This is a genomic window from Ruegeria sp. E5 (genome assembly GCF_056534105.1).
On the sequence record NZ_JBQFPA010000002.1, the window covers coordinates 89,438 to 113,265 of the forward strand.

At 57.2% G+C, this 23,828-nt stretch carries 27 protein-coding genes; 10 read left to right on the top strand and 17 right to left on the bottom strand.

Annotated elements, in window-relative coordinates:
* Positions 1 to 11: 11 nt before the first annotated feature.
* From ACR0BI_RS08585 to ACR0BI_RS08595, 3 genes are read right to left on the bottom strand one after another with little or no spacing between them, the layout of a single operon-like run.
* Positions 12 to 392 carry a GFA family protein gene (locus tag ACR0BI_RS08585; RefSeq protein ID WP_480562312.1) on the bottom strand — a complete coding sequence of 127 codons (381 nt, stop codon included), beginning with the start codon at positions 390 to 392 and terminating at the stop codon, positions 12 to 14.
* Between the two features lie 4 nt (positions 393 to 396).
* The gene (locus ACR0BI_RS08590; protein ID WP_480562311.1) at positions 397 to 1,020 is read right to left on the bottom strand and encodes a LysE family translocator; all 624 of its coding nucleotides are present in this window, start codon (positions 1,018 to 1,020) and stop codon (positions 397 to 399) included.
* Positions 1,020 to 1,589, bottom strand: coding sequence for an XRE family transcriptional regulator (locus ACR0BI_RS08595; RefSeq protein ID WP_170425828.1), 570 nt, complete (start codon positions 1,587 to 1,589; stop codon positions 1,020 to 1,022). The genes ACR0BI_RS08590 and ACR0BI_RS08595 overlap by 1 nt, the downstream gene beginning before the upstream one ends.
* An 18-nt stretch (positions 1,590 to 1,607) precedes the next feature.
* Between ACR0BI_RS08595 and ACR0BI_RS08600 the strand changes: the two genes are divergently transcribed.
* On the top strand, positions 1,608 to 1,991 hold the full coding sequence (locus ACR0BI_RS08600; protein ID WP_480878482.1) for a DUF1294 domain-containing protein: 384 nt from the start codon (positions 1,608 to 1,610) through the stop codon (positions 1,989 to 1,991).
* An 11-nt stretch (positions 1,992 to 2,002) separates the two neighbouring features.
* Here ACR0BI_RS08600 and ACR0BI_RS08605 read toward each other — a convergent pair whose 3' ends face one another.
* Together ACR0BI_RS08605 and ACR0BI_RS08610 are read right to left on the bottom strand one after the other, a co-directional pair.
* Positions 2,003 to 2,455 carry a GAF domain-containing protein gene (locus tag ACR0BI_RS08605; protein ID WP_170406656.1) on the bottom strand — a complete coding sequence of 151 codons (453 nt, stop codon included), beginning with the start codon at positions 2,453 to 2,455 and terminating at the stop codon, positions 2,003 to 2,005.
* A gap of 75 nt (positions 2,456 to 2,530) precedes the next feature.
* The gene (locus ACR0BI_RS08610; protein ID WP_480562309.1) at positions 2,531 to 3,703 is read right to left on the bottom strand and encodes a thiolase family protein; all 1,173 of its coding nucleotides are present in this window, start codon (positions 3,701 to 3,703) and stop codon (positions 2,531 to 2,533) included.
* Positions 3,704 to 3,804: 101 nt separating this feature from the next.
* Between ACR0BI_RS08610 and ACR0BI_RS08615 the strand changes: the two genes are divergently transcribed.
* The 3 genes from ACR0BI_RS08615 (at position 3,805) to ggt (ending at position 6,405) form a co-directional block, all read left to right on the top strand.
* On the top strand, positions 3,805 to 4,143 hold the full coding sequence (locus tag ACR0BI_RS08615) for an STAS domain-containing protein (RefSeq protein ID WP_170398809.1): 339 nt from the start codon (positions 3,805 to 3,807) through the stop codon (positions 4,141 to 4,143).
* A gap of 55 nt (positions 4,144 to 4,198) precedes the next feature.
* Positions 4,199 to 4,615 carry an ATP-binding protein gene (locus ACR0BI_RS08620; protein WP_480888627.1) on the top strand — a complete coding sequence of 139 codons (417 nt, stop codon included), beginning with the start codon at positions 4,199 to 4,201 and terminating at the stop codon, positions 4,613 to 4,615.
* Between the two features lie 212 nt (positions 4,616 to 4,827).
* Positions 4,828 to 6,405 (top strand): gamma-glutamyltransferase, encoded by a 1,578-nt coding sequence (ggt, locus tag ACR0BI_RS08625; protein ID WP_480562307.1) that lies wholly within the window; start codon positions 4,828 to 4,830, stop codon positions 6,403 to 6,405.
* A 24-nt stretch (positions 6,406 to 6,429) separates the two neighbouring features.
* On the opposite strand, the gene hspQ is transcribed toward ggt, so the two are convergent.
* Positions 6,430 to 6,756, bottom strand: a complete 327-nt coding sequence (gene hspQ / locus ACR0BI_RS08630; protein ID WP_170398818.1) for a heat shock protein HspQ — start codon at positions 6,754 to 6,756, stop codon at positions 6,430 to 6,432.
* 80 nt (positions 6,757 to 6,836) lie between these two features.
* Here hspQ and ACR0BI_RS08635 point away from each other — a divergent pair, with 80 nt between their 5' ends.
* Both ACR0BI_RS08635 and ACR0BI_RS08640 read left to right on the top strand, forming a co-directional pair.
* Positions 6,837 to 7,718 carry an AEC family transporter gene (locus ACR0BI_RS08635; protein ID WP_170562336.1) on the top strand — a complete coding sequence of 294 codons (882 nt, stop codon included), beginning with the start codon at positions 6,837 to 6,839 and terminating at the stop codon, positions 7,716 to 7,718.
* A gap of 60 nt (positions 7,719 to 7,778) precedes the next feature.
* Complete coding sequence (locus tag ACR0BI_RS08640; protein ID WP_170425842.1) at positions 7,779 to 8,360, top strand: transglycosylase SLT domain-containing protein; 582 nt, start codon at positions 7,779 to 7,781, stop codon at positions 8,358 to 8,360.
* Between the two features lie 15 nt (positions 8,361 to 8,375).
* Here ACR0BI_RS08640 and ACR0BI_RS08645 read toward each other — a convergent pair whose 3' ends face one another.
* The 4 genes from ACR0BI_RS08645 to ACR0BI_RS08660 all read right to left on the bottom strand — a co-directional run bounded on the left by ACR0BI_RS08645 (position 8,376) and on the right by ACR0BI_RS08660 (position 14,563).
* Positions 8,376 to 8,972 (bottom strand): LolA family protein, encoded by a 597-nt coding sequence (locus ACR0BI_RS08645; protein WP_170398828.1) that lies wholly within the window; start codon positions 8,970 to 8,972, stop codon positions 8,376 to 8,378.
* 39 nt (positions 8,973 to 9,011) lie between these two features.
* Positions 9,012 to 11,930 (bottom strand): DNA translocase FtsK, encoded by a 2,919-nt coding sequence (locus tag ACR0BI_RS08650; protein WP_480562306.1) that lies wholly within the window; start codon positions 11,928 to 11,930, stop codon positions 9,012 to 9,014.
* A gap of 14 nt (positions 11,931 to 11,944) precedes the next feature.
* Entirely contained in the window at positions 11,945 to 13,126 is a 1,182-nt protein-coding gene (locus tag ACR0BI_RS08655; protein ID WP_170425846.1) for an aminotransferase class I/II-fold pyridoxal phosphate-dependent enzyme, read from the bottom strand.
* A 108-nt stretch (positions 13,127 to 13,234) separates the two neighbouring features.
* Entirely contained in the window at positions 13,235 to 14,563 is a 1,329-nt protein-coding gene (locus ACR0BI_RS08660; RefSeq protein ID WP_170625787.1) for an amidase family protein, read from the bottom strand.
* 88 nt (positions 14,564 to 14,651) lie between these two features.
* On the opposite strand from ACR0BI_RS08660, the gene ACR0BI_RS08665 reads away from it, so the two are divergent.
* Entirely contained in the window at positions 14,652 to 15,878 is a 1,227-nt protein-coding gene (locus tag ACR0BI_RS08665; RefSeq protein WP_170407858.1) for an FAD-dependent monooxygenase, read from the top strand.
* Here the strand turns inward: ACR0BI_RS08665 and ACR0BI_RS08670 are convergent.
* The 5 genes from ACR0BI_RS08670 to ACR0BI_RS08690 all read right to left on the bottom strand — a co-directional run bounded on the left by ACR0BI_RS08670 (position 15,875) and on the right by ACR0BI_RS08690 (position 19,524).
* Positions 15,875 to 16,060 (bottom strand): Trm112 family protein, encoded by a 186-nt coding sequence (locus ACR0BI_RS08670; RefSeq protein WP_170398842.1) that lies wholly within the window; start codon positions 16,058 to 16,060, stop codon positions 15,875 to 15,877. The two genes, ACR0BI_RS08665 and ACR0BI_RS08670, sit on opposite strands and share 4 nt — an antisense overlap.
* Positions 16,057 to 16,698, bottom strand: a complete 642-nt coding sequence (locus tag ACR0BI_RS08675; RefSeq protein ID WP_170398861.1) for an LON peptidase substrate-binding domain-containing protein — start codon at positions 16,696 to 16,698, stop codon at positions 16,057 to 16,059. The genes ACR0BI_RS08670 and ACR0BI_RS08675 overlap by 4 nt, the downstream gene beginning before the upstream one ends.
* A 27-nt stretch (positions 16,699 to 16,725) precedes the next feature.
* Positions 16,726 to 17,643 (bottom strand): thioredoxin family protein, encoded by a 918-nt coding sequence (locus ACR0BI_RS08680; protein ID WP_170398864.1) that lies wholly within the window; start codon positions 17,641 to 17,643, stop codon positions 16,726 to 16,728.
* 87 nt (positions 17,644 to 17,730) lie between these two features.
* On the bottom strand, positions 17,731 to 18,519 hold the full coding sequence (locus tag ACR0BI_RS08685) for an exodeoxyribonuclease III (protein ID WP_480562304.1): 789 nt from the start codon (positions 18,517 to 18,519) through the stop codon (positions 17,731 to 17,733).
* 318 nt (positions 18,520 to 18,837) lie between these two features.
* Complete coding sequence (locus ACR0BI_RS08690; RefSeq protein ID WP_170398869.1) at positions 18,838 to 19,524, bottom strand: response regulator transcription factor; 687 nt, start codon at positions 19,522 to 19,524, stop codon at positions 18,838 to 18,840.
* 161 nt (positions 19,525 to 19,685) lie between these two features.
* On the opposite strand from ACR0BI_RS08690, the gene ribA reads away from it, so the two are divergent.
* Positions 19,686 to 20,780 (top strand): GTP cyclohydrolase II, encoded by a 1,095-nt coding sequence (ribA, locus tag ACR0BI_RS08695; RefSeq protein ID WP_170425856.1) that lies wholly within the window; start codon positions 19,686 to 19,688, stop codon positions 20,778 to 20,780.
* A complete protein-coding gene (locus ACR0BI_RS08700) occupies positions 20,777 to 21,277 on the top strand; it encodes a L,D-transpeptidase family protein (RefSeq protein WP_170406691.1) in 501 nt (166 codons plus the stop codon). The genes ribA and ACR0BI_RS08700 overlap by 4 nt, the downstream gene beginning before the upstream one ends.
* Here ACR0BI_RS08700 and ACR0BI_RS08705 read toward each other — a convergent pair.
* The gene (locus ACR0BI_RS08705; protein WP_170736262.1) at positions 21,261 to 21,920 is read right to left on the bottom strand and encodes a YggS family pyridoxal phosphate-dependent enzyme; all 660 of its coding nucleotides are present in this window, start codon (positions 21,918 to 21,920) and stop codon (positions 21,261 to 21,263) included. The genes ACR0BI_RS08700 and ACR0BI_RS08705 overlap by 17 nt on opposite strands.
* 101 nt (positions 21,921 to 22,021) lie before the next feature.
* The gene (locus ACR0BI_RS08710; RefSeq protein ID WP_170398881.1) at positions 22,022 to 23,029 is read right to left on the bottom strand and encodes a porin; all 1,008 of its coding nucleotides are present in this window, start codon (positions 23,027 to 23,029) and stop codon (positions 22,022 to 22,024) included.
* A gap of 278 nt (positions 23,030 to 23,307) precedes the next feature.
* Here ACR0BI_RS08710 and ACR0BI_RS08715 point away from each other — a divergent pair, with 278 nt between their 5' ends.
* Entirely contained in the window at positions 23,308 to 23,790 is a 483-nt protein-coding gene (locus ACR0BI_RS08715) for a DUF3576 domain-containing protein (protein ID WP_170398884.1), read from the top strand.
* Positions 23,791 to 23,828 lie beyond the last annotated feature (38 nt).

Consider the following 23,828-nt stretch of genomic DNA (forward strand, 5'->3'; position numbering starts at 1 on the left):
TTGGTTCCCTATTAGTGTGCCCGCTGGGGCAGGTCGTCTTTGATGTCATAGTAATCGCCCTTGTCCGCAACGAAGATGTGCTGGGCGAGTTTCAACCCGGTCGGCTCATCCAGTGAGCCCACGGAAATTGCGATCGTGTCCTCGTCATTGTGCTGCCAGAAGAGGAACGAGCCACAAGCGCGGCAAAATCCGCGCTTGGCAATGGCAGAGGCGCGATACCAGCCCAGCGTTTCGCTGGTGGTAAAGCTGAGATTGTCCTGATGCGTAACGGTCGAGGCCCACAGATGACCCGACTGTTTGCGACACTGCCCGCAATGGCAGGCATTTGGTGGCGTGAGGTCTCCGTCAACAACAAAAGCGACCGCGCCGCACAGGCAGAAACCGGTATGCATGTCTTTATCCCCTCGCTGTCGGCGTCGAACTGGCACCCAGCAAAACGCCATAAATGATGAAAAAGGTCGCCATCACGCGGCGTACCCAGATATTGAACACCGCCCCCAACGCAGCCTTGCCCATCAGCGCCCCCAGCGACGTGAACCCGGTATAGCTGAGCGTCGTGATGACCAGTGCCGTCGGCATGATCACCGCCATTTGCTGCCAGATGGGTACATCCGGCTGCACAAATTGCGAAAACGCCGCAAGGTATCCGGCGACGCTTTTGGGGTTGATCGTGGCAACAGCCAACGCGTGAAAGTAAACATGTCGCGCCGGACGCTCTGACGCCGGAGCGGGTTTCGCTGCGTTCATCCAACCGCGAATGCCCATCCAGATCAGAAACCCGGCCCCGATCAGCTTGGCGACAAAGAAACCTGTTGGCGACGCGGCAATCAACGCTGTGATTCCCACAGCCGAGAGGATCAGGAACACACTCGCCTGAGTCAAAATAGCCAAGACACCCAACATAGCCTTGGAGAACGGCAGGCTCATCCCATTTGAGATGCAATTGACCGCATTAGGCCCCGGGGTGGTAACGAACACCACCCAGAACAGGGCGAATATGGTCCAGGCCTCGAAACTCATCAGTACACCGGTGGGGCGATAACCCAGATGGCCACAGCGGGCTCATCAAAGGGGTTGGACCAAGTGTAGGGCTCGTGCTTGATCCGGAAGCTATCGCCGGGGCCGACCTGAAAGCTGCGCGAGCCGATCGTCAGTTCCAGACGGCCTGAAACCATATAGCCGACTTCCTGCGTCGGCCGGTTTGCCGGGGTCTGCATCTGAGAATGCGGCTCAAAGGTCGAATGCACCATCTCGAAATCGTCGGTCAGGTCAGGCGAAAGCAGTTCTTCGATCAACCCTTCTTCGCCAGAGCCCATCGGGCGACGGGACCCTGCCCGCACAATATACCCTTGCTCATCCACCGGCGCAGCGGAATGGGCAAACAGCATCGACATCGGCACACCCAGACATTCGGCAATCTGGCGTAGATCCGAAATCGACGGCTCGGACATGTCACGCTCGACTTGGCTGAGCCAGCCAACGGACCGATCCAATCGGTTGGCGATCTCGGTCAGAGTCAGCCCACGCGCCTTGCGCAGTGCGCGCAGATCGGCACCGAGGGATGCGCTATGAGGGGCTTGCGAATTCAAGTTGCGCTCCGAGTCTGCGTGAAATTTTTTGTTACTTTTTCACGGTGCCTCGAATCGGTGAAATTTCCAAGCATTTTTTCACTTGGTTCTGCAATTTTAGTTGGCTATGCACGGTCCATGTGGATTGCCGTAATCTATCTTTGGGTCATTAATGCCCTGACTTTGGTGGCGTTTGGCTGGGATAAGCTGCGCGCGCGCCGTAGAAGGCGACGCATCCCCGAGCGGCGCTTGTTATGGTTGGCGGCACTAGGAGGCAGCTTGGCCGCGCTACTGGGGCGCTGGATCTTCGGGCACAAGACCCGCAAGCGCGGTTTCTCGGCTTGGCTATACACGATCACAGCGTTTCAGGCCGGGCTTTGCTATCTGATTATGTCCCGAGATCTTGGCGCATTTTTGCGATAGCTCGGAACCCTCTAACGCGCAAATACATCCGTTAGAATAGCACCAAGTGCAGTCGCATCATCTTTGGTAAACGCGTCGGGCTGGTCGCTGTCGATATCAAAGACAGCGATCACGTTACCATTCGCATCCCGCACTGGTAGAACCAACTCGGACCGAGTGGATGACGCACAAGCGATATGGCCGGGGAAAGCATCTACATCCGAAACCAATTGCACTTGCCCTGTACGGGCAGCCGCACCACACACACCGCGTTCAAAAGGGATTACTAGGCAGCCATGCCCCCCCTGATAAGGCCCGATCTTTAGCACTTCGGGCTCAGTTACGCGGTAAAATCCCGTCCAGTCGAATCGGTCGTCCGAGTGATGCACTTCGCATGCCACCGTAGCCATCAATGCAACCTCGTCGGTTTCACCTTCGGTCAAGGCGGCAATGGTTTTGGCGAGTGTGTCGTAGTCGGCTTTCATGTTGGTAGACCTTGCATCCGAGGAACTGCGGGCGCTGCCGCCAATTCCCCGGAGTATTTGCAAAAAGACAAAGCGTCAAACGCGTTCTATTGCTATGGCCGTCCCTTCTCCGCCGCCGATGCAGATTGCCGCGACACCGCGCTTGAGGTTCCGCTTTTCTAACGCATTCAGCAGCGTGACCATGATCCGGGCCCCAGAAGCGCCAATCGGATGGCCAAGCGCACATGCGCCGCCATTCACATTCACGATCTCACGCGACAAGCCCATTTCGTGCATGAAAGCCATGGGCACAACGGCGAAGGCTTCGTTGACCTCCCACAGATCGACATCTTCTTTTTTCCAACCGATACGATCCAACAATTTCTGCGCTGCCGGAACCGGAGCAGTTGTGAACAGCCCCGGTGCCTGCGCGTGACTGGCGTGGCCAAGAATTCGTGCGCGCACGGTCAGGCCCTGCTGTTCTGCTGCCTTTGCCGAGGCAAGCACAAGGGCGGCTGCGCCATCCGAGATCGAAGAAGAATTGGCTGCCGTAACCGTTCCATCCTTGCGAAAGGCTGGTTTCAGTGTGGGTATCTTCTCGGGCCGCGCCGATTTGGGTTGCTCATCCGCGTCCAGCACAACCTCGCCTTTACGAGTCTGAATCTTGACCTGTGTAATTTCCTGGTCGAACGCATTATTTTCCTGCGCGGACAGCGCGTTCGAAAGCGATCGCAGGGCGTATTCGTCCTGCGCCTCGCGCGTGAACTGATAGGATTCGGCACAGTCCTCGGCAAACGTGCCCATAAGCCGACCTTTGTCATAGGCGTCTTCGAGCCCGTCCAGAAACATGTGATCGACGACCTGCCCATGTCCGATCCGGGCGCCACCGCGCATCTTGGGCAGCAGATAGGGCGCGTTGGTCATGCTCTCCATCCCGCCAGCGACCATGGTCTGAGTATGGCCCAAAGCGATCTGATCAAACGCGATCATTGCGGCCTTCATGCCTGAACCGCACATTTTGTTGAGCGTTGTGGCAGGTACATCTTCTCCCAGACCGGCGGCAAACCCAGCCTGACGCGCCGGGGCCTGTCCCTGGCCGGCAGGCAGGACGCAGCCCATCAGCACCTCATCCACGGTCCGAATGCCAGCACCCTCCAGCGCTGCGCGGATAGCAGCACCGCCCAGATCAGCAGCGGCGACGCCGTCAAACATGCCCTGAAAGCCGCCCATTGGTGTACGCGCGGCACCTGCTATCACAACCTCGTTCATCCGAAATCTCCTTGAACTTTCCAGCCTATGGATACCGAATGGTAAGAATTACCGTCTAGCGTATTTCTACCATCATTTTGCATTGCCAAAGGCGGACGAACATGGGGCTCAGCAGCGAGATCACCGGCGAGACACAGATAATATCCGTTCATTGTGATCGAATTGATGCCGCGATGGCAATTCAATTCAAGGAAGATATGCGCGCGGAAACCCAAACCCATGCCAAACGGGTGGTGTTGGATTTGTCTTCTGTCGAATTCATCGACTCCAGCGGTCTGGGCGCCATTGTCGCCTCGATGAAACAATTGGAAAAAGGGCGCAGATTGGATCTGGCCGGCTTGCGCCCGATCGTTGAAAAAGTGTTCCGCCTGACCCGCATGGACACCGTGTTCAGACTGTTCAAATCGCTGGATGAGGCGATCGGCGCTGGTGCAGACTGACGATCGGCAGAGGTGGAACAGCGTGTACTCGAATTGCAAACAAAACTGCCTGGAGGTGAGCTTTCCCGCGACACAAGTGCAGGCCAGCGCAGGGATCGCGGCGTTAAGCGCACGGCTGGCGGCGCAGGGATTGCCGGAAAGCAAAGCAGATGACGTAAGAATCGCGCTGACGGAAGCGATCAACAACGTGGTCGAACATGCCTATGCCGGGGTGGCCGCCGCTGACGTTCAAATCGATTGCTCATTATGTGCAAAGAAGCTGGTGATTCAGATCACCGATACCGGCGACCCGATGCCTGAATTGTTGATACCGAGCGGCACTCCACCATCTGTCGACACTGCTTTGCAGGACCTGCCCGAGGGCGGCTTTGGCTGGCACCTGATTCATCAACTTGCCAGCGACATAAAATATGAACGCAAAAGCGGCGGGAACCTGCTCTGCTTGCGGTTCGACTTCGACCAGATGCCCTAGCAGGCATCAAATGGCCACAATAAGGCCTAGATCGAACCATTGTCGCGCCGCAAACAAAGGTCATAAGTAAGGGGTAGCTCAGATAGCTTCCCTCGGCGCCTAGCGTCACAGCCCCCACCCAGTGAGCGGCGCCGAGGACCTCCTTCCTCTGATAGCATTGGACAATTCCCAGCTGCGGCTTAGTGTCTGCGTGTTTGCAGAAGGAAAGACCCATGCGCGATTTTCACAAGACAGGCCGTTCTGAAGTTTTGGCAACCGAAGGGATGTGCGCAACGTCCCATCCGTTGGCCGCCAAAATCGCGCTGGATATTCTGCAGCAGGGCGGCAATGCCATGGACGCAGCCATTGCAGGCGCAGTGCTTCTGGGAATTTGCGAGCCGCAAATGACCGGCTTGGGTGGAGATTGCTTTGTTCTGTACAATCGCGCAGGCGAGCAGACTGTTCGCGCACTAAACGGTTCGGGTCGGGCCGCGGCAGCAGCGGATGCACAGGCATTGCGGGATCGCGGTTCAAATTCGGTTCCCGAGACCAGCCCGGATGCCGTGACAATTCCCGGAGCGGTTGAGGCATTCTGCCGTTTAGCAAAAACCGAAGGTCGGCTGGGCCTGGAAGCAATCCTGCAACCCGCAATCCATTATGCCGAGTCAGGTGTTCCGGTGGCTCCACGCGTTGCCTTTGATTGGAAGAACAGCGCATCCACCCTGCAAGGCGCGGCCCGTGATCATTACCTGATTGACGGCAAACCCCTGCAAACCGGGCAGGTTTTTCGCGCACCCGGTCAGGCAGAAGTTCTTCGGCGCGTGGCCCAACACGGTCAAAAGGCATTTTATTCTGGTGAGATTGTCGATGACATGCTTGCGGCCCTGTCCGATCTGGGTGGAGTACAGACTGCGCAGGATTTCGCGGCCGTGCAAAGCGATGAAACTGTGCCCGTCAGCGGAGATTATGGCGGGGTCGAACTGGTCGAGCACCCACCGAATGGTCAGGGCGCGACGGCAATCCTGTTGCTGAATATCTTGAAGCACTTCGATCTGGCCGCAATGGACCCTTGGGGGGCTGAACGCGTACATATCGAAGCCGAGGCCAGCAAACTGGCCTACGACGCACGCAATCGTTTCATCGCCGATCCCGACCACAGCACGCGGATGGCTCATTTTCTTGCACCTGAGACAGCCGCCCAACTTGCCGCGCTGATCAATCCGAAACGCGCCATGGCTGCCGCCGCTCCCTTGACCGAGTCTGTTCACAAAGACACCGTCTATATCACCGTGGTTGACCGGGATCGCATGGCCGTTTCACTTATTTATTCGATCTACCACGGGTTCGGGTCGGGCATCGCTTCGGAAAAGTTCGGCATTTTGCTGCAGAATCGGGGTGCTGGTTTCAACCTCGAACCCGGTCATCCAAATGAGCTTGCCGGTGGAAAGCGACCAATGCACACAATCATACCGGGAATGTTGCGCGCCCAAGGCCGCATCGCGATGCCCTTTGGTGTCATGGGAGGTGCCTATCAACCAACCGGACACGCTCGGCTAGTGTCAAATCTCACGGATTTCGACATAGAGCTGCAGGAAGCCATCGATGCGCCTCGGGCATTTGCAGATGGGGGTGTTCTGAAAATTGAGCGAGGCTATTCCGATGCCGTTCTGCAACAATTATCCGATATGGGGCACACTGTCCAAATATCGGAAACGTCTCTGGGTGGTGCGCAAGCCATTCGAATCTGTTCAAACGGAGTTCTGGAAGGTGCTAGCGATCCCCGTAAAGATGGTTGCGCATTAGGCTACTGACACACGCCATTATGACGGACATATTCAGTTCAACTGAAAGTGCAGCGGATAAGATCCATCCTGAAACGGGCCGAACATGTTGGGGATATCGGGATGGTCTACCGGCTCACCCGATTGGTCCTCAACCAGATTTTGTTCTGAAACATAAGCGACATAGAAGGATTGATCATTCTCAGCCAGCAAATGATAGAACGGCTGGTCCTTCAGCGGGCGACTATCTTCGGGGATGGCCTGATACCATTCCTCCGAGTTCGAGAATTCCGGATCGACATCAAAAATAACCCCTCGAAAAGGGTGTCTACGGTGTCGAACCACCTGTCCCAGGCGGTACTTGGCTTGTGTCTTTAGCATTGTTTCGGCCCCCAAAGCATTTAGTACATCTTTTCGGGCAGAAAAGCCAACCAATGAGCTGAAATTCGGGGAAACAGTCTGTGAACCTACTCCTAACAGTGTTCGAAATCGTTGCCCCGGTGTTCCTTCTGGCCGGGATCGGATTTGCATGGGTCAAGCTCGGCTTCGAGTATCGGTTACAATTTGTCACGCGGTTTGCGGTGACGCTTGCAGTGCCCAGCCTGATCTTCGTAGCTTTGATGCAAACCGACATTCCGGGCGGTGAATTGACCGTTTTCACGCTCGCTGCGATTGCATCACATGTTGCTTTGGCGGTGGTTTTCTGGGTCTTTGTACGTGCCTCAGGGCTTGAGCAGCGGACCTATCTGTCACCTCTTATCTTCGGTAACACTGGGAATCTGGGCCTGCCTTTGTGCATCTTTGCCTTTGGACAGGCTGGGTTGGGTTTCGCGGTGATCTTTTTGGCCGTAACCGCTCTGTTTTCTTTTACCTACGGTATCTATCTGGTCGCGGGGCGTGGCGCCTTTGGCAAGGTTCTGCGCGAGCCGATGGTCTGGGCCACGCTGTTGGGGGCATTGTTTCTGTGGCGTGGATGGCAGACGCCACTGTTTCTAACCAACACGCTGGAACTGTTGGGCCAGATGGCGGTGCCTATGATGCTGATCACCCTTGGGGTCGCGATTGCACGCCTGACAACACAGAAGCTGCAACAGGCTATATGGTTGTCCTTGCTGAAACTCGCGGTGTGCTTCGGGTTGGGCTGGGCTCTTGCCATCAGTTTTGGACTGGGTCCTGTAGCTTTCGGAGTTCTGGTTTTGCAAATGTGTGCGCCGGTCGCCGTCACCTCATACCTGCTGGCAGAGCGGTTTGATGTGGATTCCGACGCGGTTGCAGGCATGGTCATGGTCTCGACAGTATTGTCGGTCGCCGCATTACCGATAATTCTCGCTATTATTCTGTAACGATTGTGATTTCCTCAGAGCTCAATCTGCGCTAGAATAAAGAAAAAAGGCACGAGGCACATGAGCAGAATTCTTTTCGTACTCTTCGGGGTGCTGCTTTTGGCATCCTGTGGTGGCGGGTCCAAACAGCCACCGAGCAGACTAAATGACGCGTGCAGCATTGCGCGCGAAAAACCCGATTATATCAAGGCCTTCAAAAGCACCGAGCGCAAATGGGGTGTCCCCGTTCACGTTCAGATGGCCACGATTTACCAAGAAAGCCGTTATCGCGCAGATGCGCGCACACCGCACAAATACGTGCTGGGCGTCATCCCGATGGGTCGCCAAAGCAGTGCTTACGGCTATGGTCAGGCACTTGATGGCACGTGGGAGCAGTATCAGCGCGAAACCGGCAAACGCCGCGCCAAGCGGGATCGCATCCGTGATGCGTCGGATTTCATTGGCTGGTACATGAACAAAAGCTATGAGCGGAACGGGATTCATCCCACCGACGCGCGTAACCAATACCTGGCCTATCACGAAGGGCAAACCGGCTACGCGCGCGGCAGCTACAACAGCAAATCTTGGCTGTTGAACGTTGCGAATGATGTAGACGCCCGAGCGCAACTGTATCAGGCGCAGCTGGCGAACTGCCGTTACTAAACAAACCCTGTCAGGTCAGCGATCGTCTGACCTGATACGGGTTTTGCTTGAAAACACGCTGGAATCGAGGTTTCCGCCTTCAGTCAACGGCCCCAGCAGTACGGTCGTTTGACTTCCAGCGTTATCGTGGATCACCCATTTGCGCAGCTCAACCGGATTGGATGTAAACATTAACTCGATCCGCCCGCTTTCCGGGTTCTTGGGGTCCTGAGCCGTCACAACCGTGGCGGTCCCGTCAAAATCGTGCCCAACAACCATATTGGCTTGCCCCAGATTGACATTTCGCGCCAACACCAGTGACAGCGGTGTGCGTTTCAGCGGGTACTGTTCGGGCGGCTGATTGGATTTCGGGTCAAAGATCTGCACCGTCCCCGACCGCGCCAAAACTACCGCGCTGTTGGGCGGATCATATTCGAACCGCATTTTTCCGGGCCTCTCGAGCCACAGCTTACCGGTGCTAAGTGATCCGTCATCATTCACCTGCGTGAATGTGGTCTGAACCGTCTTCATCTGGTTCAGGTAGTTAGAGATTTGCGACAGTGGCAGCTTTTCAGCCGCCCACGCGGCGGGCGCAGCCAGTGTCAGAGCAAGGGCAAAAGCAATCTGTTTCATAGGACCCAGATAGGCGTTCTGCCCTTGTTATTAAATATCTTACTGCTCGGGGACGAGGATTTCGCGTTTTCCAACGTGATTTGCCCCGGAAACAACGCCTTCGTCCTCCATCTGCTCAACAAGCCGCGCAGCTTTGTTGTAGCCAATGGCAAGTTTTCGCTGAATGTAGGACGTCGAGCATTTGCGATCTTTGATCACAATCGCCACTGCCTGGTCGTAAAGGGCGTCTTCTCCGTTCGTGTTGCCACCCGTGTTTAGGCCCAGAACAGCGTCGATATTGTCAGCCTTTTCCTCGGCCGGGCCATCGACCACGCCGCTCATGTAGGCCGGCGGACCGAACTGTTTCAAGTGGTTGACGATTTCTTCGACCTCTTCATCCGAGACAAACGGACCGTGACAACGGGTGATCTTAGCCCCGCCCGCCATATACAGCATGTCGCCCTGCCCCAGAAGTTGTTCGGCACCCATCTCGCCCAAAATGGTTCGACTGTCGACTTTCGAAGTCACCTGGAACGAAATCCGGGTCGGGAAGTTCGCCTTGATCGTCCCGGTGATCACATCAACAGAGGGGCGCTGAGTGGCCATGATCAGGTGAATGCCCGAAGCCCGCGCCATCTGCGCCAGACGCTGGATGCAGGCCTCGATCTCCTTGCCCGCGACCATCATCAGGTCGGCCATTTCGTCGACGATCACAACGATATAAGGCATTGCTTCGGGCGCGAATTCTTCGGTCTCGAACATTGGCTCGCCGGTTTCATCGTCAAAGCCGGTCTGGACCGTGCGGCTGAACATCTCGCCCTTGGACAGCGCATCTTTCACGCGGCCATTGTAGCCCGCGATATTGCGCACGCCCATTTTGGACATTTTGCGATAGCGATCCTCCATCTCGCCCACGACCCATTTCAGGGCCACAACCGCCTTTTTCGGGTCGGTCACAACGGGCGAGAGCAGGTGCGGGATACCGTCATAGACCGACAGTTCCAGCATCTTGGGGTCGATCATGATCAGGCGGCACTCATCCGGCGTTAGCTTATAAAGCAGCGACAGGATCATCGTATTGATTGCCACCGACTTACCGGAACCGGTCGTACCAGCGATCAAGAGGTGAGGCATTTTTGCCAAGTTCGCCACCACGGACTCACCACCGATATCCTTGCCCAACGCCAAGGGCAGCGCATGATTACCATCGCCGAAATCGCGACTGGCGAGGATTTCGCGCAGCACCACCATCTCACGGTTTTCATTGGGCAGTTCAATGCCAATAACCGAGCGCCCCGGTAGAGTTGAAACCCGCGCGGACAAAGCCGACATTGAGCGTGCGATATCGTCGGCCAAACCGATCACACGGCTGGCTTTTAAACCCGGTGCAGGCTCCAATTCGTACATGGTCACAACCGGACCGGGGCGGACACTTACGATCTCGCCCTTGACGCCGTAGTCATCCAGCACGTTTTCCAGCATCCGCGCATTTTCCTCGAGCGCCTCATCGCTTAGGTGATGGCGTTGGATGCTTGCAGGGTTGGACAGAAGGCCCAGCGGTGGCAGTTCGAAATCGGAATGCCGTTCCTCGAAAGAAAGTGTCGGCTGTGCTTCGGCTTGCGCCCTGCGCGAAGGTGGAGGAGTGCGTCGGACCGGTTGAGCTACTACAGGTTTACGCGGCTCAGCGACAGGAATCTTGACAGCCTGTCTCGGTTGGAGCGCGGGTTCGGGGGCATCATCAAACACGGCCTCATCATCATAGTCCGGTTCGGAAACATAGTCCTGCTGCATCCAATTATCAGCCTCGGAGTCAGCCGCCAGCGTCTCAACATCAGATCCTGCTGTCAGCGGTGGTTCGGGTGGCAAACCTGCAGAGGTCATCGGGGGTTCGGGCGGCAACTCGTCTGCCGCGCCAGAGTTCAAAATCAACGGGTCCGGTCCCCTGCCCCGCCCTTTGGTCAATGGCAAGTTGGGATCGGGTTCGGGCGTTAGCACACCAGCGGCCACTTTACGATTGCGCACAGCGGCGGAAATCTTGGACCGGATGCGATCCTCACCCGGCATGTCGTAATACCCTTCGACCGCAACGTTTTCGACCAACTCAGGCTCGGGCATAGGGTCAGGACGACGGATCAGGGAAGGCATCCGAGCCAGAAGGCCTGTCTTGGCGACAGGTTCCTGCGCTTCAATCTCAGGGTCCTCAAAGACCGGATCAGCGTAGGCCAGGTCGTCGTCAAAATCCGCCTGAACCGGAACTGCACGTTCGGCCTTGCGCTCGGCCCATTGGGCCTTCCGGTCCCGTGCTGCCCGCGCTGTCGCCGATGCCCCGCGTCCCAGCGCGTTCATCAACAGATCATAGGCCATGACCAGTCCCAACAGAAACGCCCGGAAGCCATTGCGAACGTCCGCTTTGCCGAAACCCAACACGAATACACCCAGAGCCAGCATACCGACCGCCATCGCCAGCGACATCAGCTTGACCAGGAAATGCGATGAGATCGGCAACAAAGTCAAAATCGCACCCATCACTGTATCGCCGAATAGACCACCCAAGCCATAGCTGTGCGTCGTCCGCCATTCGGCACCCGGCACCAGAGTCGCTGCGTAGACAGCCAGAACGGCGATCCAGATCGGCGCAAAAATCAGGCGGGCAATGGCACGGTCTTCACCTAAATGACCTGCAAATCGAACGCCCCAAGTGATCAGCACCAAGGCGACACCCAAGCTGCCCCAACCCACGATCATAAACAACGGCGCGGCAATCGAGGCCCCAATGCGCCCCATCCAGTTTTGCACGGGCGCATCGGTCGAAACCATCCAGTTTGGATCATCGGGCGTATAGGACCAGATCATCGCTGCAGCGGCCAACCCCAACAGGATCAAAGCGATCCCGATCAGTTCTTTGCTACGCCGTTCAATGGCGGCTTGCGTGTTGCTGTCCAGCAGCGGGTCACGGTTTCGCGCGTTATATGATGCCATTTTGCCCTCGTACCTCACGAATAGATGCAGTCGCGGAGTGTAATCAGCCCGCGCTTCATCTCTGTTTTTGGGGCCACCATCGCGACCCGGATAAATTGCTCGCCCGGGTTTTGCCCCGGATCACCTTGAGAAAGATATGCGCCCGGCAGAACCCGAACACCGGTTTCCTGCCAAAGCTTCAATGCGGTTTCTTCACCGTTTTCGACCGGCAGCCACAGGAAGAACCCGGCCTCGGGCGGCATGTAGCCTTGTACGCCTGCGAAAACCTCATCCGCGACGGCGTATTTCTCCTGATACAGCGCGCGGTTTTCCTGCACATGCGCTTCATCCGCCCAAACCTTGGCGGCGGCGGCCTGCAGCGGGGCGGGCAAAGGGGCACCCGCATAGCTGCGCAACAGTTTGACACGGCTGATTGTTTCAGGTCCACCTGCGATCAGCCCCGACCGCAGCCCGGCCAAGTTCGACCGCTTGGACAGAGAGTTGAACAGCGTGACACGTTCGGGGTCAGCACCCAGTTCCTGCGCAACGGTCAGCGCGCCAACCGGCGCGGCGTCGCGGTAGATTTCGGAATAGCATTCATCGGCAAAGATGCGGAAATCGTACTTTTCAGCCAATTGAATCAGCTCGACCCAGTAATCGCGCGAGGCGACCGCCCCCTGAGGGTTCGCGGGTGAGCAGATATAAGCCACTGCAGTGCGGTTCAGAATCTCTTCGGGCAGGCCTGCATAGTCCGGTAGATGGCCGGTCGCAGCGGTTGCAGGTACAAAATAGGGCTGCGCGCCGACCGAAATCGAGGCGACCATGTAAACCTGATAAAACGGGTTCGGGCACAGGATGATTGGCTGCTGTCCGTTCTTCTTCTCAGGGCACAACGCCATTGCGGCATTGTACAGACCCTCGCGCGTGCCGTTCAGTGCCATCACATTGGCATCTGCATCCATCGACACACCATAGCGGCGGTTGATCCAACCCGTGATCGCTGCGCGCAATTCAGGTGAGCCTTCGTTCGGGGGATAGCCCTGAAACCCGGCGGCGTTTTCCATGATCACGTCGGTCACCCAAGATGGGAAATCATGCTTGGGCTCGCCAATGGTCATGTGAACGACTTCACCACCCGGCTGATGATGATCCAACAGGGCGCGTAGACGCGGAAACGCGTATTCCGGTAGGTTCGAAAACCGCTCGGGGAAATTCATGATACTGCCTCAATTTCGGGGTCATTTTGCGCCCCGTTTTATGGCAGATTACAGATCGACCCGGGCTTCGTCCAGACAAAGAGGTGCCGAATCAGGGGATTGTGGCATTCAGGTCAAAGCCCTTTCGGCTGCTGAGCCGAGCCGTAACAAGGCCTCTTCCGACCCCGGATAGCCCAACATCATCAGCCCGCAACCGGGTGTTCCCGTGGGCAAAGTCAGTGCCGCAAGCCCCATCAGATTGCCGATCCGGGTGTTGCGGAGAGCCAAGAGATTTTCGGTAACATAGTAGTCATGATCATTCATCAACCGGTCGAGATTGGGCGGTAGGATCGGGGCCGTCGGCGCAAGCACGGCGTCAAAGCCCGCAGAGGCCGCATCCCAAGCCTGTCGACAAGCGGTTAGTTTCGACCAAGCGGCCACGTAATCGGGGCCGGAATAGGCCTTGCCCATTCGGAACCGTTCAAGGATTTCGGGATACATCGCCTCGGGGTTCGCTTCTATCACATCTCGCCACAAGCCGTAGGCTTCGGTTGTATAGAGCACACCCGACAGGCTCATCGCTTCGTTCAGCTCAGGCACGTCAAGCGGAACGATCTCGGCCCCGGCCTCTTTCAGGCGCGCCAGCGCATCTTCATAGGCGTTGGCTGGAGCTTCGCGCAGATCGTCCTTGGCCACGTTCTGCAAATCAGCAAAGCGGCGACCGATCAATGACGCCCCGCGCAGATCAGCCGGGGCGGTGCCCTCAAGCACAGCAAGCATATGTGCGGCGTCCTCAACTGATCGCGCCAGAGGCCCAACGGTATCGAATTTCAGACACAGCGGCACGACGCCCTCAAGGCTAATGCGCCCCGCCGTGGTTTTCAGCCCCACCAGATCGTTCCAGGCCGAGGGAATCCGCACCGATCCACCCGTGTCCGAGCCAACGCCGCCTGCAGCAAGCCCCCACGCCACCGAGGCCCCTGCCCCTGAGGACGAACCTCCGGGTACGGCCTCTTCGTCATTCACGCATGGAGGCGTAGCCGTCACTGGGTTGAGGCCCAAACCCGAGAACGCCAATTCGCTCATATGCGTTTTACCCAGACAGACCGTACCCATCGCGGTCGCGTTCCGCACCACCTGCGCATCGGATTCGGGCACGCGGCCTTCCAACAGGGCCGAACCGGCCTCGGTCCCTACGCCTGCCGTGTCAAACAGGTCTTTCCAGCTGATCGGGACGCCATCCAACAAAGACCGACGCAGGCCAAGCTTTGCCCGCTCTTGCGCCGCAAGGGCCTCGGCGCGGGCGCGATCGTGGGTCACCCGGGCATAGATCCGATCGCGATGTGGATGGGCGTCAATCGCGCTCAGATAAGTTTCTGTCAGTTCAACCGGATCGATCTGCCCCATTCCGATACCACGGCCCAAATCACATGCCGTCATGGTCAGCCAGTCTTGCATCCGGTCCCCTCCCGAGTAATTCCGTGATCGGACGGTAGCGACAGGACCGCACATGGACAATCCCGAAAGGGCGCGCATATTGCAGCCCATGGAACACAGATCCGATATCCTGATCGTTGGTGGTGGCCTGAACGGCCCTGCCCTTGCGCTGGCGCTGGCCCAGACCGGGCATTCAGTCACGGTTGTTGACGCTCTGGCAGAGAAAGTGCGCAAGAATGCGGCCTTCGACGGGCGCGCCTATGCGCTTGCATTGGCGTCGCAACGTCTGCTCGACGCGATAGGCGTTTGGGAAAAGGTGGAAGAGCGCGCCCAGCCGATGCTGGAGATCAAGGTAACGGATGGCCATGCCGGTGCCGGACCTTCCCCGTTCTTCATGCATTTTGATCATGCCGAGATCGAAGAAGGCCCGATGGGCTATATGGTTGAAGATCGCCACCTGCGGCGGGCTTTTCTGGAGGCCATGACCGAACAAGACGGGATTACCGAAATCAGCGGCAAAACGGTCGTGTCTCAGGACATCTCGGCAAACGGGGCAACACTTACACTGGATGACGGGTCCACCTTGTCCGGCAGCCTTCTGGTGGGTTGCGATGGCCGCCGCAGCGGGACCGCTATGCGCGCCGGAATCAAGCGAACCGGCTGGGACTATGGCCAGACCGCTCTGGTCTGCGCCATTGAACACGAGCTACCGCATCTCGGTATCGCCCATCAGTTCTTCATGCCCCCCGGCCCGTTGGCGATTCTGCCGCTGACCGGGAACCGCAGTTCCATCGTCTGGAGCGAACGCACTGAGACGTCCGCGCAGATCAATGCGCTGCCCGAGGCAGATTACCTACAAGTTCTGCGCCCGCGCTTTGGCGATTTCCTGGGGGATATCCGCCTGCAGGGTGACCGGTTCACATACCCGTTGAACCTGACCATCGCCAATTCCTTCATCTCGGACCGGTTGGCTTTGGTCGGAGACGCCGCCCATGGCATGCACCCCATCGCCGGGCAAGGCCTGAACGCAGGTCTGCGTGATGTCGGTGCATTGGCCGAGGTTCTGACCCTTGCGGGACGACGTGGCGAGGATATCGGATCAACGCTTGTGCTGGAGCGCTATCAAGAGTGGCGCCGGTTCGACACAGCCTCGCTTGCGATGGCGACTGATATGTTCAACAAGCTGTTTTCGAACGATAATCCCCTGCTCCGCATAGGTCGGGATATTGGAATGGGTATCGTCGGATCGCTGCCCGGGCTGCGCCGAGGTTTCGTGCGCGAGGCTGCAGGTCTGACCGGAGACCTGCCGAAACTGCTGCAGGGACACCCGATCTAGTCCAGCTCTCGGGCCTCATCCACTAGCATCACTGGAATACCGTTGCGGATTGGAAAGGCCAGAGCGGCGGCTTTTGACACCAGCTCTTGCCGTTCGGCATCATAGTGCAGCGTCGTGTGGGTCTGCGGACAAATCAACGCCTCAAGCATATGGCGGTCAAAGGCGTGTTCGGTATCGCTCATTGCAGTTTTTCCTCATTCGATCCGCCGCGCATGGCGAATTCAATTAATGTCACCAAGGTTTCGCGCCGGGTGCGTAAGCAAGGGGCCTCAAGCAAAGCCTGCTTTTCCTCCGGGTCAAATTCCAGCATCATGGACAGGGAATTGACCAAAAGCTCATCATCGGCATCTTTCATTGTGTCCCAATCGGTGGACAACTGACGGGACGAAAAAAACCGTTCCAACAGCCGCAGGAACCTGTTCCGATCAAAACCGTCATCCACCTCGGCCTTGCCCAGATCACGGTCAAACCCGTCCCAGGACACCGAAACCCGGCGATACGGGGTGAAACTGTCCAACTCTGATTTGACCCTGAACCGAGAGATTCCCGTCAGCGTAATCAGATACCTGCCATCTTCGGTCTCGGAAAACTGGGTGACCCGTCCAGCGCAGCCGATCTGGTGCAGCTTGGTTTCGTCGCCCTGACAGGTATTCGGTTGCACCATCCCGATCAGGCGTTCTTGCGTTTTCAGCGCGTCGTCCAGCATCTGTAGGTAGCGCGGCTCAAAAATATGCAGCGGCAGGCGAGACCGTGGCAGCAGCAGCGCTCCGGGCAAAGGGAAAACGGATACCGTTTCCGGCAAATCGGCAGGATGCATCATGTACCCGAGTTTAGTTCTGATCGGAGATTAGGCAAATATCATCGAGCTGAGCTTGCGCCGCCCGTTCAGAACAATCGGGTCATTGGGCTTGAGCGCATCGAAAATTGTGAAGAGCTGCGCCTTTGCTGCCCCATCATTCCACTCGCGATCGCGGCGGAACAATTCCAACAGTTGAGCCACTGCCTCTTCGACATCGCCATTGGCATGCAGGGCCTGCGCCAGATCGAAACGGGCTTGATGGTTGTCTGGCTCGGCCTCAACTGTTGCAGTCAACTCACCTACCGGACCAGCATCTGCAGCCTGCTTGGCCAATTCCAGTTGCGCATGGGCCGCTTCAACCTCGGGTGAAGTGGAAATCTCGGCAGGCGCACCATTGAGGATCGCCTCAGCCTGATCCAGATCCCCCGATGCAATATGCGCGCGCACCAACCCGCCATAAGCGGCAGCGTGATTGGGGTCTTCACCCAGTATGGCGGCAAAAGTCTGTGCCGCGTCTACAGCGGCCCCCTCGGTCAACATTTCTTCGGCCGCTTGCACAGCATCATCTAGTTGACCACCCGGGCTTTCACCGCCCGCGGCTTCGATCACACGATCTATGAAGGCCTTGATCTCGGACCCTGGCAAAGCGCCCTGAAACCCGTCGATCGGTTGGCCTTTGTGAAATGCATAGACCATCGGAATCGACTGGATGCGCAGTTGTCCTGCAATCATCTGCGCTTCGTCCACGTTGATCTTGACCATCTTGACCGCACCCTTGGCAGCGGTCACGGCCTCTTCCAACGCCGGGCCCAGCGTTTTGCAGGGGCCGCACCAAGGCGCCCAGAAGTCAACGATGATCGGCGTCTCTTGTGAGGCTTCGACCACATCGGCCATAAAGGTGGCCTCGGTCCCGTCTTTAATCAGATCAGTGGCTTGGGGGCTGCCTGCGCCGTTCAGAAGGTCCATGGCTTATACTCTCTGGTTCGAACTTGCGCCCTATATGCAGTCCAATGCGGCAGAAACCAAGGGGAGAGTTCGGCGAATTTGCTTCGGTCAGATGTCAAACGTGGCAAATACCGGGGCGTGATCACTGGGTTTTTCCCATCCGCGCGCGTCGCGCAGAATGCGGCTGGAATGACCCGCGTTCGAGATATCGGGCGTAGCCCAGACATGATCCAGCCTGCGTCCCTTGTCGGCGGCATCCCAATCTCGTGCCCGATAAGACCACCAGCTGTATAGCTGGCCCTCGGGAATATCCTGCCGGGTGATATCGACCCAGCCACCTGCATCCTGAGTCTCGGCCAGCGTTTCAACCTCGATCGGCGTATGTGAAACCACCTTCAGCAACTGCTTGTGCGACCAGACATCATCTTCGCGGGGCGCAATATTCAGATCGCCCACCAGAATGGACTTTTTCGGCTTTTCCGCATGGAACCAATCGCGCATGTCAGCGAGGTATTCCAGCTTTTGGCCAAACTTCTCGTTCACTTCGCGATCCGGCACGTCGCCCCCAGCGGGGACATAGAAATTATGAATGGTCACGCCATTCTCCAACCGCCCCGCAATGTGTCGCGCATGACCCAGACCCGCGAAATCCTTATCCCCTACTTCCTCAAGCGGAAGGCGCGACAGTATGGCGACGCCGTTATACCCCTTCTGGCCCCGCGCAATCATATGCGTATAGCCCAGCTCGGCGAACCCTTCGGTCGGGATTTTGTCGACCGGCGATTTGCATTCCTGTAGACACAGCACATCCGGCGCCTCTTCCTGCAGCAATTTCAGAACGATAGGCTCGCGCAGGCGGACCGAATTGATGTTCCATGTGGCAAGGGTGAAGGGCATATCCGGGGGTTCCTTTGTCGAAGTTGCCGCAGGTTAGCGTGGCGCCAAGCGAGGTGCCATCGAAAAACAAAGCAATGTTGCCTGACCCGGCGGTTACGGAAACTTGCAAAGTTTCCGGTCCGATTTCATTGAATGAAATCGGATGCCCGGTGCCGTTATCGCCCTGCACGATACAGTTGCACTCGACAAAAAAAGCCGGGCCATCAGGCCCGGCAGTCCAACAGGGAGGTGCATGTCATAACCCGGACATGCGCGGGTTGGGAGTAATCTAAAGATACCTACAGAGTATCACTTTGATCCAAGTCAATCCACCATTAGTCAAGCAACAAGGCGATATCCGCCCGATTCTGTGACCAAAAGGCGTGCATTCGACGGGTCGGGTTCAATCTTCTGACGCAGACGATAGATATGGGTTTCAAGCGTGTGTGTTGTAACGCCCGCGTTGTAACCCCAGACTTCGTGCAACAGAACATCACGTGCAACAACGCCGTCAGTTGATCGATAGAGGAACTTGAGAATGTTAGTCTCTTTCTCGGTCAGGCGGATCTTGCGATCATCTTCGGTCATCAGCATCTTCATGGCCGGTTTGAAGGTGTAGGGCCCCAGAACAAAGACCGCATCCTCGGATTGTTCATGCTGGCGCAGTTGGGCCCGAATCCGGGCCAGAAGAACCGGAAATTTAAAAGGCTTGCTGACATAATCATTTGCGCCAGCATCAAGACCCAGGATCGTGTCAGCATCGCTGTCGTGCCCAGTCAGCATCAGCACCGGGCTTTTGACGCCCTGCTTGCGCATCAGGCGACACAGCTCACGGCCATCGGTATCCGGCAGGCCGACATCCAGAATCACCAGATCGTATATTGCTTCGCGCGCGCGTTCCATTGCCGACGCGCCATCGGACGCCTCGAACACGTCAAAGTCTTCGGTCATGACAAGTTGCTCGCTGAGCGCTTCGCGCAGGTCTTCGTCGTCATCCACCAGCAGGATTTTCTTGAGCTGAGCCATGTACAGTCCTCCTAAGCCTTTTCCACCACTTGCGTATGAAGAATGCAATCAGCAAGATTTACTGCAGTCGTCTCACGCCCTCGTGTCTGACGCCGAGGAAATGTTTCACATTTTCCAGTGATCGGGGTAGGACAGGGTCTGATCGTTTCAAGGTAAACTGCATGAGTCTCACTCCCGACATCACCGAATTGCTGGCACGGGCGCGGGCTGACCTGCGTATGGGTGTTCCCGTTGTTCTGACCGACGAACTGGGATTTGGAGTACTCGCATTCGCCACCGAGACCCTGAGCCCGCAAAGGTTGGCCGATTTGCGCGGCTTGGGCGGGGATCCCGTTGTCGCCATCACGGTTCGGCGCGCTGAAACACTTAAAGCGCGTGCATATGACGGCGATCTTGCTCGCGTCATGATCCCGGCGGATGCTGGGCTGAGCTGGGTGCAGGCGGTGGCCGACCCGTCCGATGATCTGAACGCCCCGATGAAGGGCCCGCTGATGACCGAACGGCAAGGCAGCGCAAATCTGCACCGGATCGCTATTGCGTTGGCCAAGTCGGCGCACTTGCTCCCGGCCGCCGTCGTCGCCCCTATTCAAGACGGGCGCGAATTTGCGGCAGATCATGGTCTGACCTGCATTGACCATGCCCGGGCCGCGCCACATCTGACAGATCGCAGTGCTCTGCACCCTGTCGTCGCCGCACGCCTGCCGATGGAAGTGTCGGAGGCCGGGCGCCTGCATGTATTCCGCCCCGAAGATGGTGGAGAGGAACACTACGCGGTTGAAATCGGTCGCCCCGACCGCGACAAGCCCGTCCTCGCGCGGCTGCATTCGGCCTGTTTCACTGGCGATCTTATGGGCAGCCTGAAATGTGACTGTGGCCCGCAACTGCGCGGGGCCTTGGCCCAGATGGGGGACGAGGGTGCGGGTGTCCTGCTATATCTGAATCAGGAAGGACGTGGGATCGGGCTCGCCAACAAAATGCGCGCCTATTTTCTTCAGGATCAGGGATTTGACACAGTCGAGGCCAATCACCGGCTTGGATTCGAAGACGATGAACGGGATTTCAGGCTCGGCTCGGATATCCTGAAATCGCTGGGCTTCAATTCGGTCCGTCTGCTGACCAACAACCCTGCAAAAATCGCGATGATGGAACGCACAGGTATCGCCGTCACCGAACGTGTTCCGTTGAAAGTAGGTGAAACAGATTTCAACCGCGCGTATCTGGCGACCAAAGCGGCAAAGTCAGGCCACCTGCTGTGACACCAAGCGATCTGGTTCTTACACCACGTGGCATTCGGTTTCTCGGGCACCTGTTCCCCTGCGCTATAGGCAAAGGGGGCTTGAGCCCAACCAAGCAGGAAGGTGACGGAACAACACCAACAGGTGTGCATCACATTGTGGGTATGCTCTATCGCGCAGACCGAATGCCACGGCCGGCGCATTGGGCACGACCGATCGGACCGCGCGATTTATGGTCAGACGACGTAGAGGACGATGCGTATAACCATTTGGTGCGGGCGCCTCATGATTTCAGTCACGAAAAACTGCGTCGCCCAGATCCGCTTTATGACCTGATCTTGATAACCGATTGGAACTATCCCAATTCAGAACCCAGCCGGGGATCGGCCATCTTCCTGCATCAATGGCGACGCCCACGGTTTCCGACCGAAGGCTGCATCGCATTCAGGCGCGACCACCTACGTTGGATTGCCCAAAAAATCACGCCGGGCACACGGCTTATCATCCCTGAGGCTTAACCCGCGCCCCGAAAATGGCAGACCCAACACGGACGTGTGTGGCACCCAAGGCGATTGCCGATTCAAAATCACTGCTCATTCCCATCGACAAACCCTTCAGCCCATTCCGCTCTGCGATTTTTGCCAATAACGCGAAGTGCAACGCGGGTTCTTCTTCAACCGGTGGAATGCACATCAAACCTCGGACGGGCAGGTCCAGGCTGCGGCACTCAGCAATGAACGCATCAGCATCTTGTGGAAGAGTACCGGCTTTCTGATCCTCTTCGCCTGTGTTGATCTGTATAAAAAGATCAGGGCACTTACCCATCTCTTGCGCCAATCGCGCCAATGTTTTGGCGAGCTTTGGTCGATCAACTGAATGGATGGCATTGCAAAGCTCAATCGCCTGCCGTGCCTTGTTTGTTTGCAATGGACCGATCAGATGCAGATCGATGTCCGGAAAACTCTCGCGAAATGCAGGCCATTTGCCAGCGGCTTCCTGCACACGGTTTTCTCCGAAACACCGGTGGCCCTGCTTCAATACGGCTTCGACCCGGTCGTTAGGTTGCACCTTGGAAACCGCGATTAATTGCACCGAGCCTTCGGCGCGTCCTGCCGCAGATTCAGCTTTGGCTATTCGATCGGTGATTTCTTGCAGCGACATGGGTCCCTCATTCTGCGTTTGCAGCAGCAAAACACCATGTGGCGGCAAAAGAAAAGGGCAGGTCCGAAGACCTGCCCTTGAACCTTGTGGTTCAGACCAACTTAGAAGTTGAACTGAGCACCAAAGTCGGCACGCAGCTGGCTGTCGCCGTCGCCACGCTTCTGGTTGCCGATACCACCGCGCAGCGATGCACCGCCACCCAGGTCGTAGATGGCACCGATGCCGTACTGCTGCAGATCGTCGTCTGCCGAACCGTCACCGTAAGCGAAGGTCAGAGTGGTTGCCGCGCCCAGGTTGTAGGCTGCCGACAGACCGTATGCGGTGCCGTTGCGGTCATCGTTTGCAACGTCATCGTCTGCGACGAACAGAGTACCGGAGAAGTCACCGAATTCTGCACCCAGGGTCAGAACGGTCAGGCTCTGCTTGTCGGCGTCGCCCAGACCGCTGGTCTGACCGTAGGCCAGAGCGGCAGTCACGTTACCGAAGGTGTAGGTCGCGCTGATGTCCCAGCGGTCTGCATCATCAGTGTCCGCACCCGCAACAGCTTCGTCAGCAAATGTGCGCTGGTCATACGACGCGCCGAAGGCGAAGTCGCCAACTGCGTACTGGAAGAACACAGCGTTTGCGCCCGAACCGGTCGACGAGTACGCCAGGAAGTCATAGTCGACGCCCGAGTACTGACCAATGAAGCTTTCCAGGCCAGGCTCGTTACCGTAGTAGTTTGCCAAGTTGTCGAACGAACCGGCTACGTTACCGGCGTCAACACGTAGACCACCGAAGATGACCGAGAAGCGTGCGCCGTTCAGGCCAGCGGAGTTTGCTTCGCCGTTGCCGGCATCTTCGTCTGCCTGCAGACGAACACGGCCTTCAAAGCGAACGCCACCGTCAGTTTCAACGATTCCGTCGATGTTCAGACGGAAGCGCGAGACCAGGATGGTTTCGTCGGTTTCTACGCCGGTCGCTTCACCACCACCAATTGCGTCAACGGTACCTGTACGGTCTTCCAGGTATCCCAGACCAAAGCGGCCGTAACCGCTGAACTTTACTTCGGCCGCTGCAACACTTGCGGTTGCAATCAGTGCGGTCGTTGCGAAGAGAACTTTTTTCATCTTGTTTCCCTCGGTTTCAAAGATTTTCTACTCGACACATGCAAAGCACGCGTCTCAGCACGGACACCGTTTCGCTTTTTTTGCCCCCGTTGCGCAAGCTTGGCATAAACGCAAAGACGTCATTCGGCCCAAATTGGTGCAAGGATGCCACAGTCGAATTCAACGGATCGCGCGGTTCGCGCGAGTCGATCATAAAAGAATAGGGTTGTTGCTGTACGGGTCCTTGTCTAGGAGTATCACTCGACAGAGCAAAACAAGTGACACGGGACCTTCCAACGATGCGCCGTATTACGATTCCAGGTTTGATCATGGTAACGGCTGCCTTATCAGCCTGCGGAGGGCCACCGCCTGGCGATGCAAGTGTGTTGACCGCTGATGGCAGCTCGACAGAGGAACGCGAACTGAATGACCCGAATCGTTCGACGATCTGGGACGTATTCGGCCCGAACACCTCAGAGCAGGTCACTCAGGTAAATCGCTATCTGTGGGCCGCATCGCTGGATGTACTGAATTTCTTGCCGATCCAAGAGGTCGATCCGTTTACCGGAGTGATCGTAACGGGTTATGGCACACCGCCCGGCGGCGGGCGTTCCTATCGCGCGACAGTTCACATCAGTGATCCCGCTTTGGAAGCGCGTTCTTTGTCCGTAGCTCTTCAGACCAGTGGCGGTTCTCCGGTCAGCGCTGCAACGTCGCGCGCCGTCGAAGATGCGATCCTGTCTCGCGCGCGTCAGCTACGCATTGCGGACAACAAGTTCTAGAAACCCGACAAAAATCACACTATTACCACGCCGGGTTC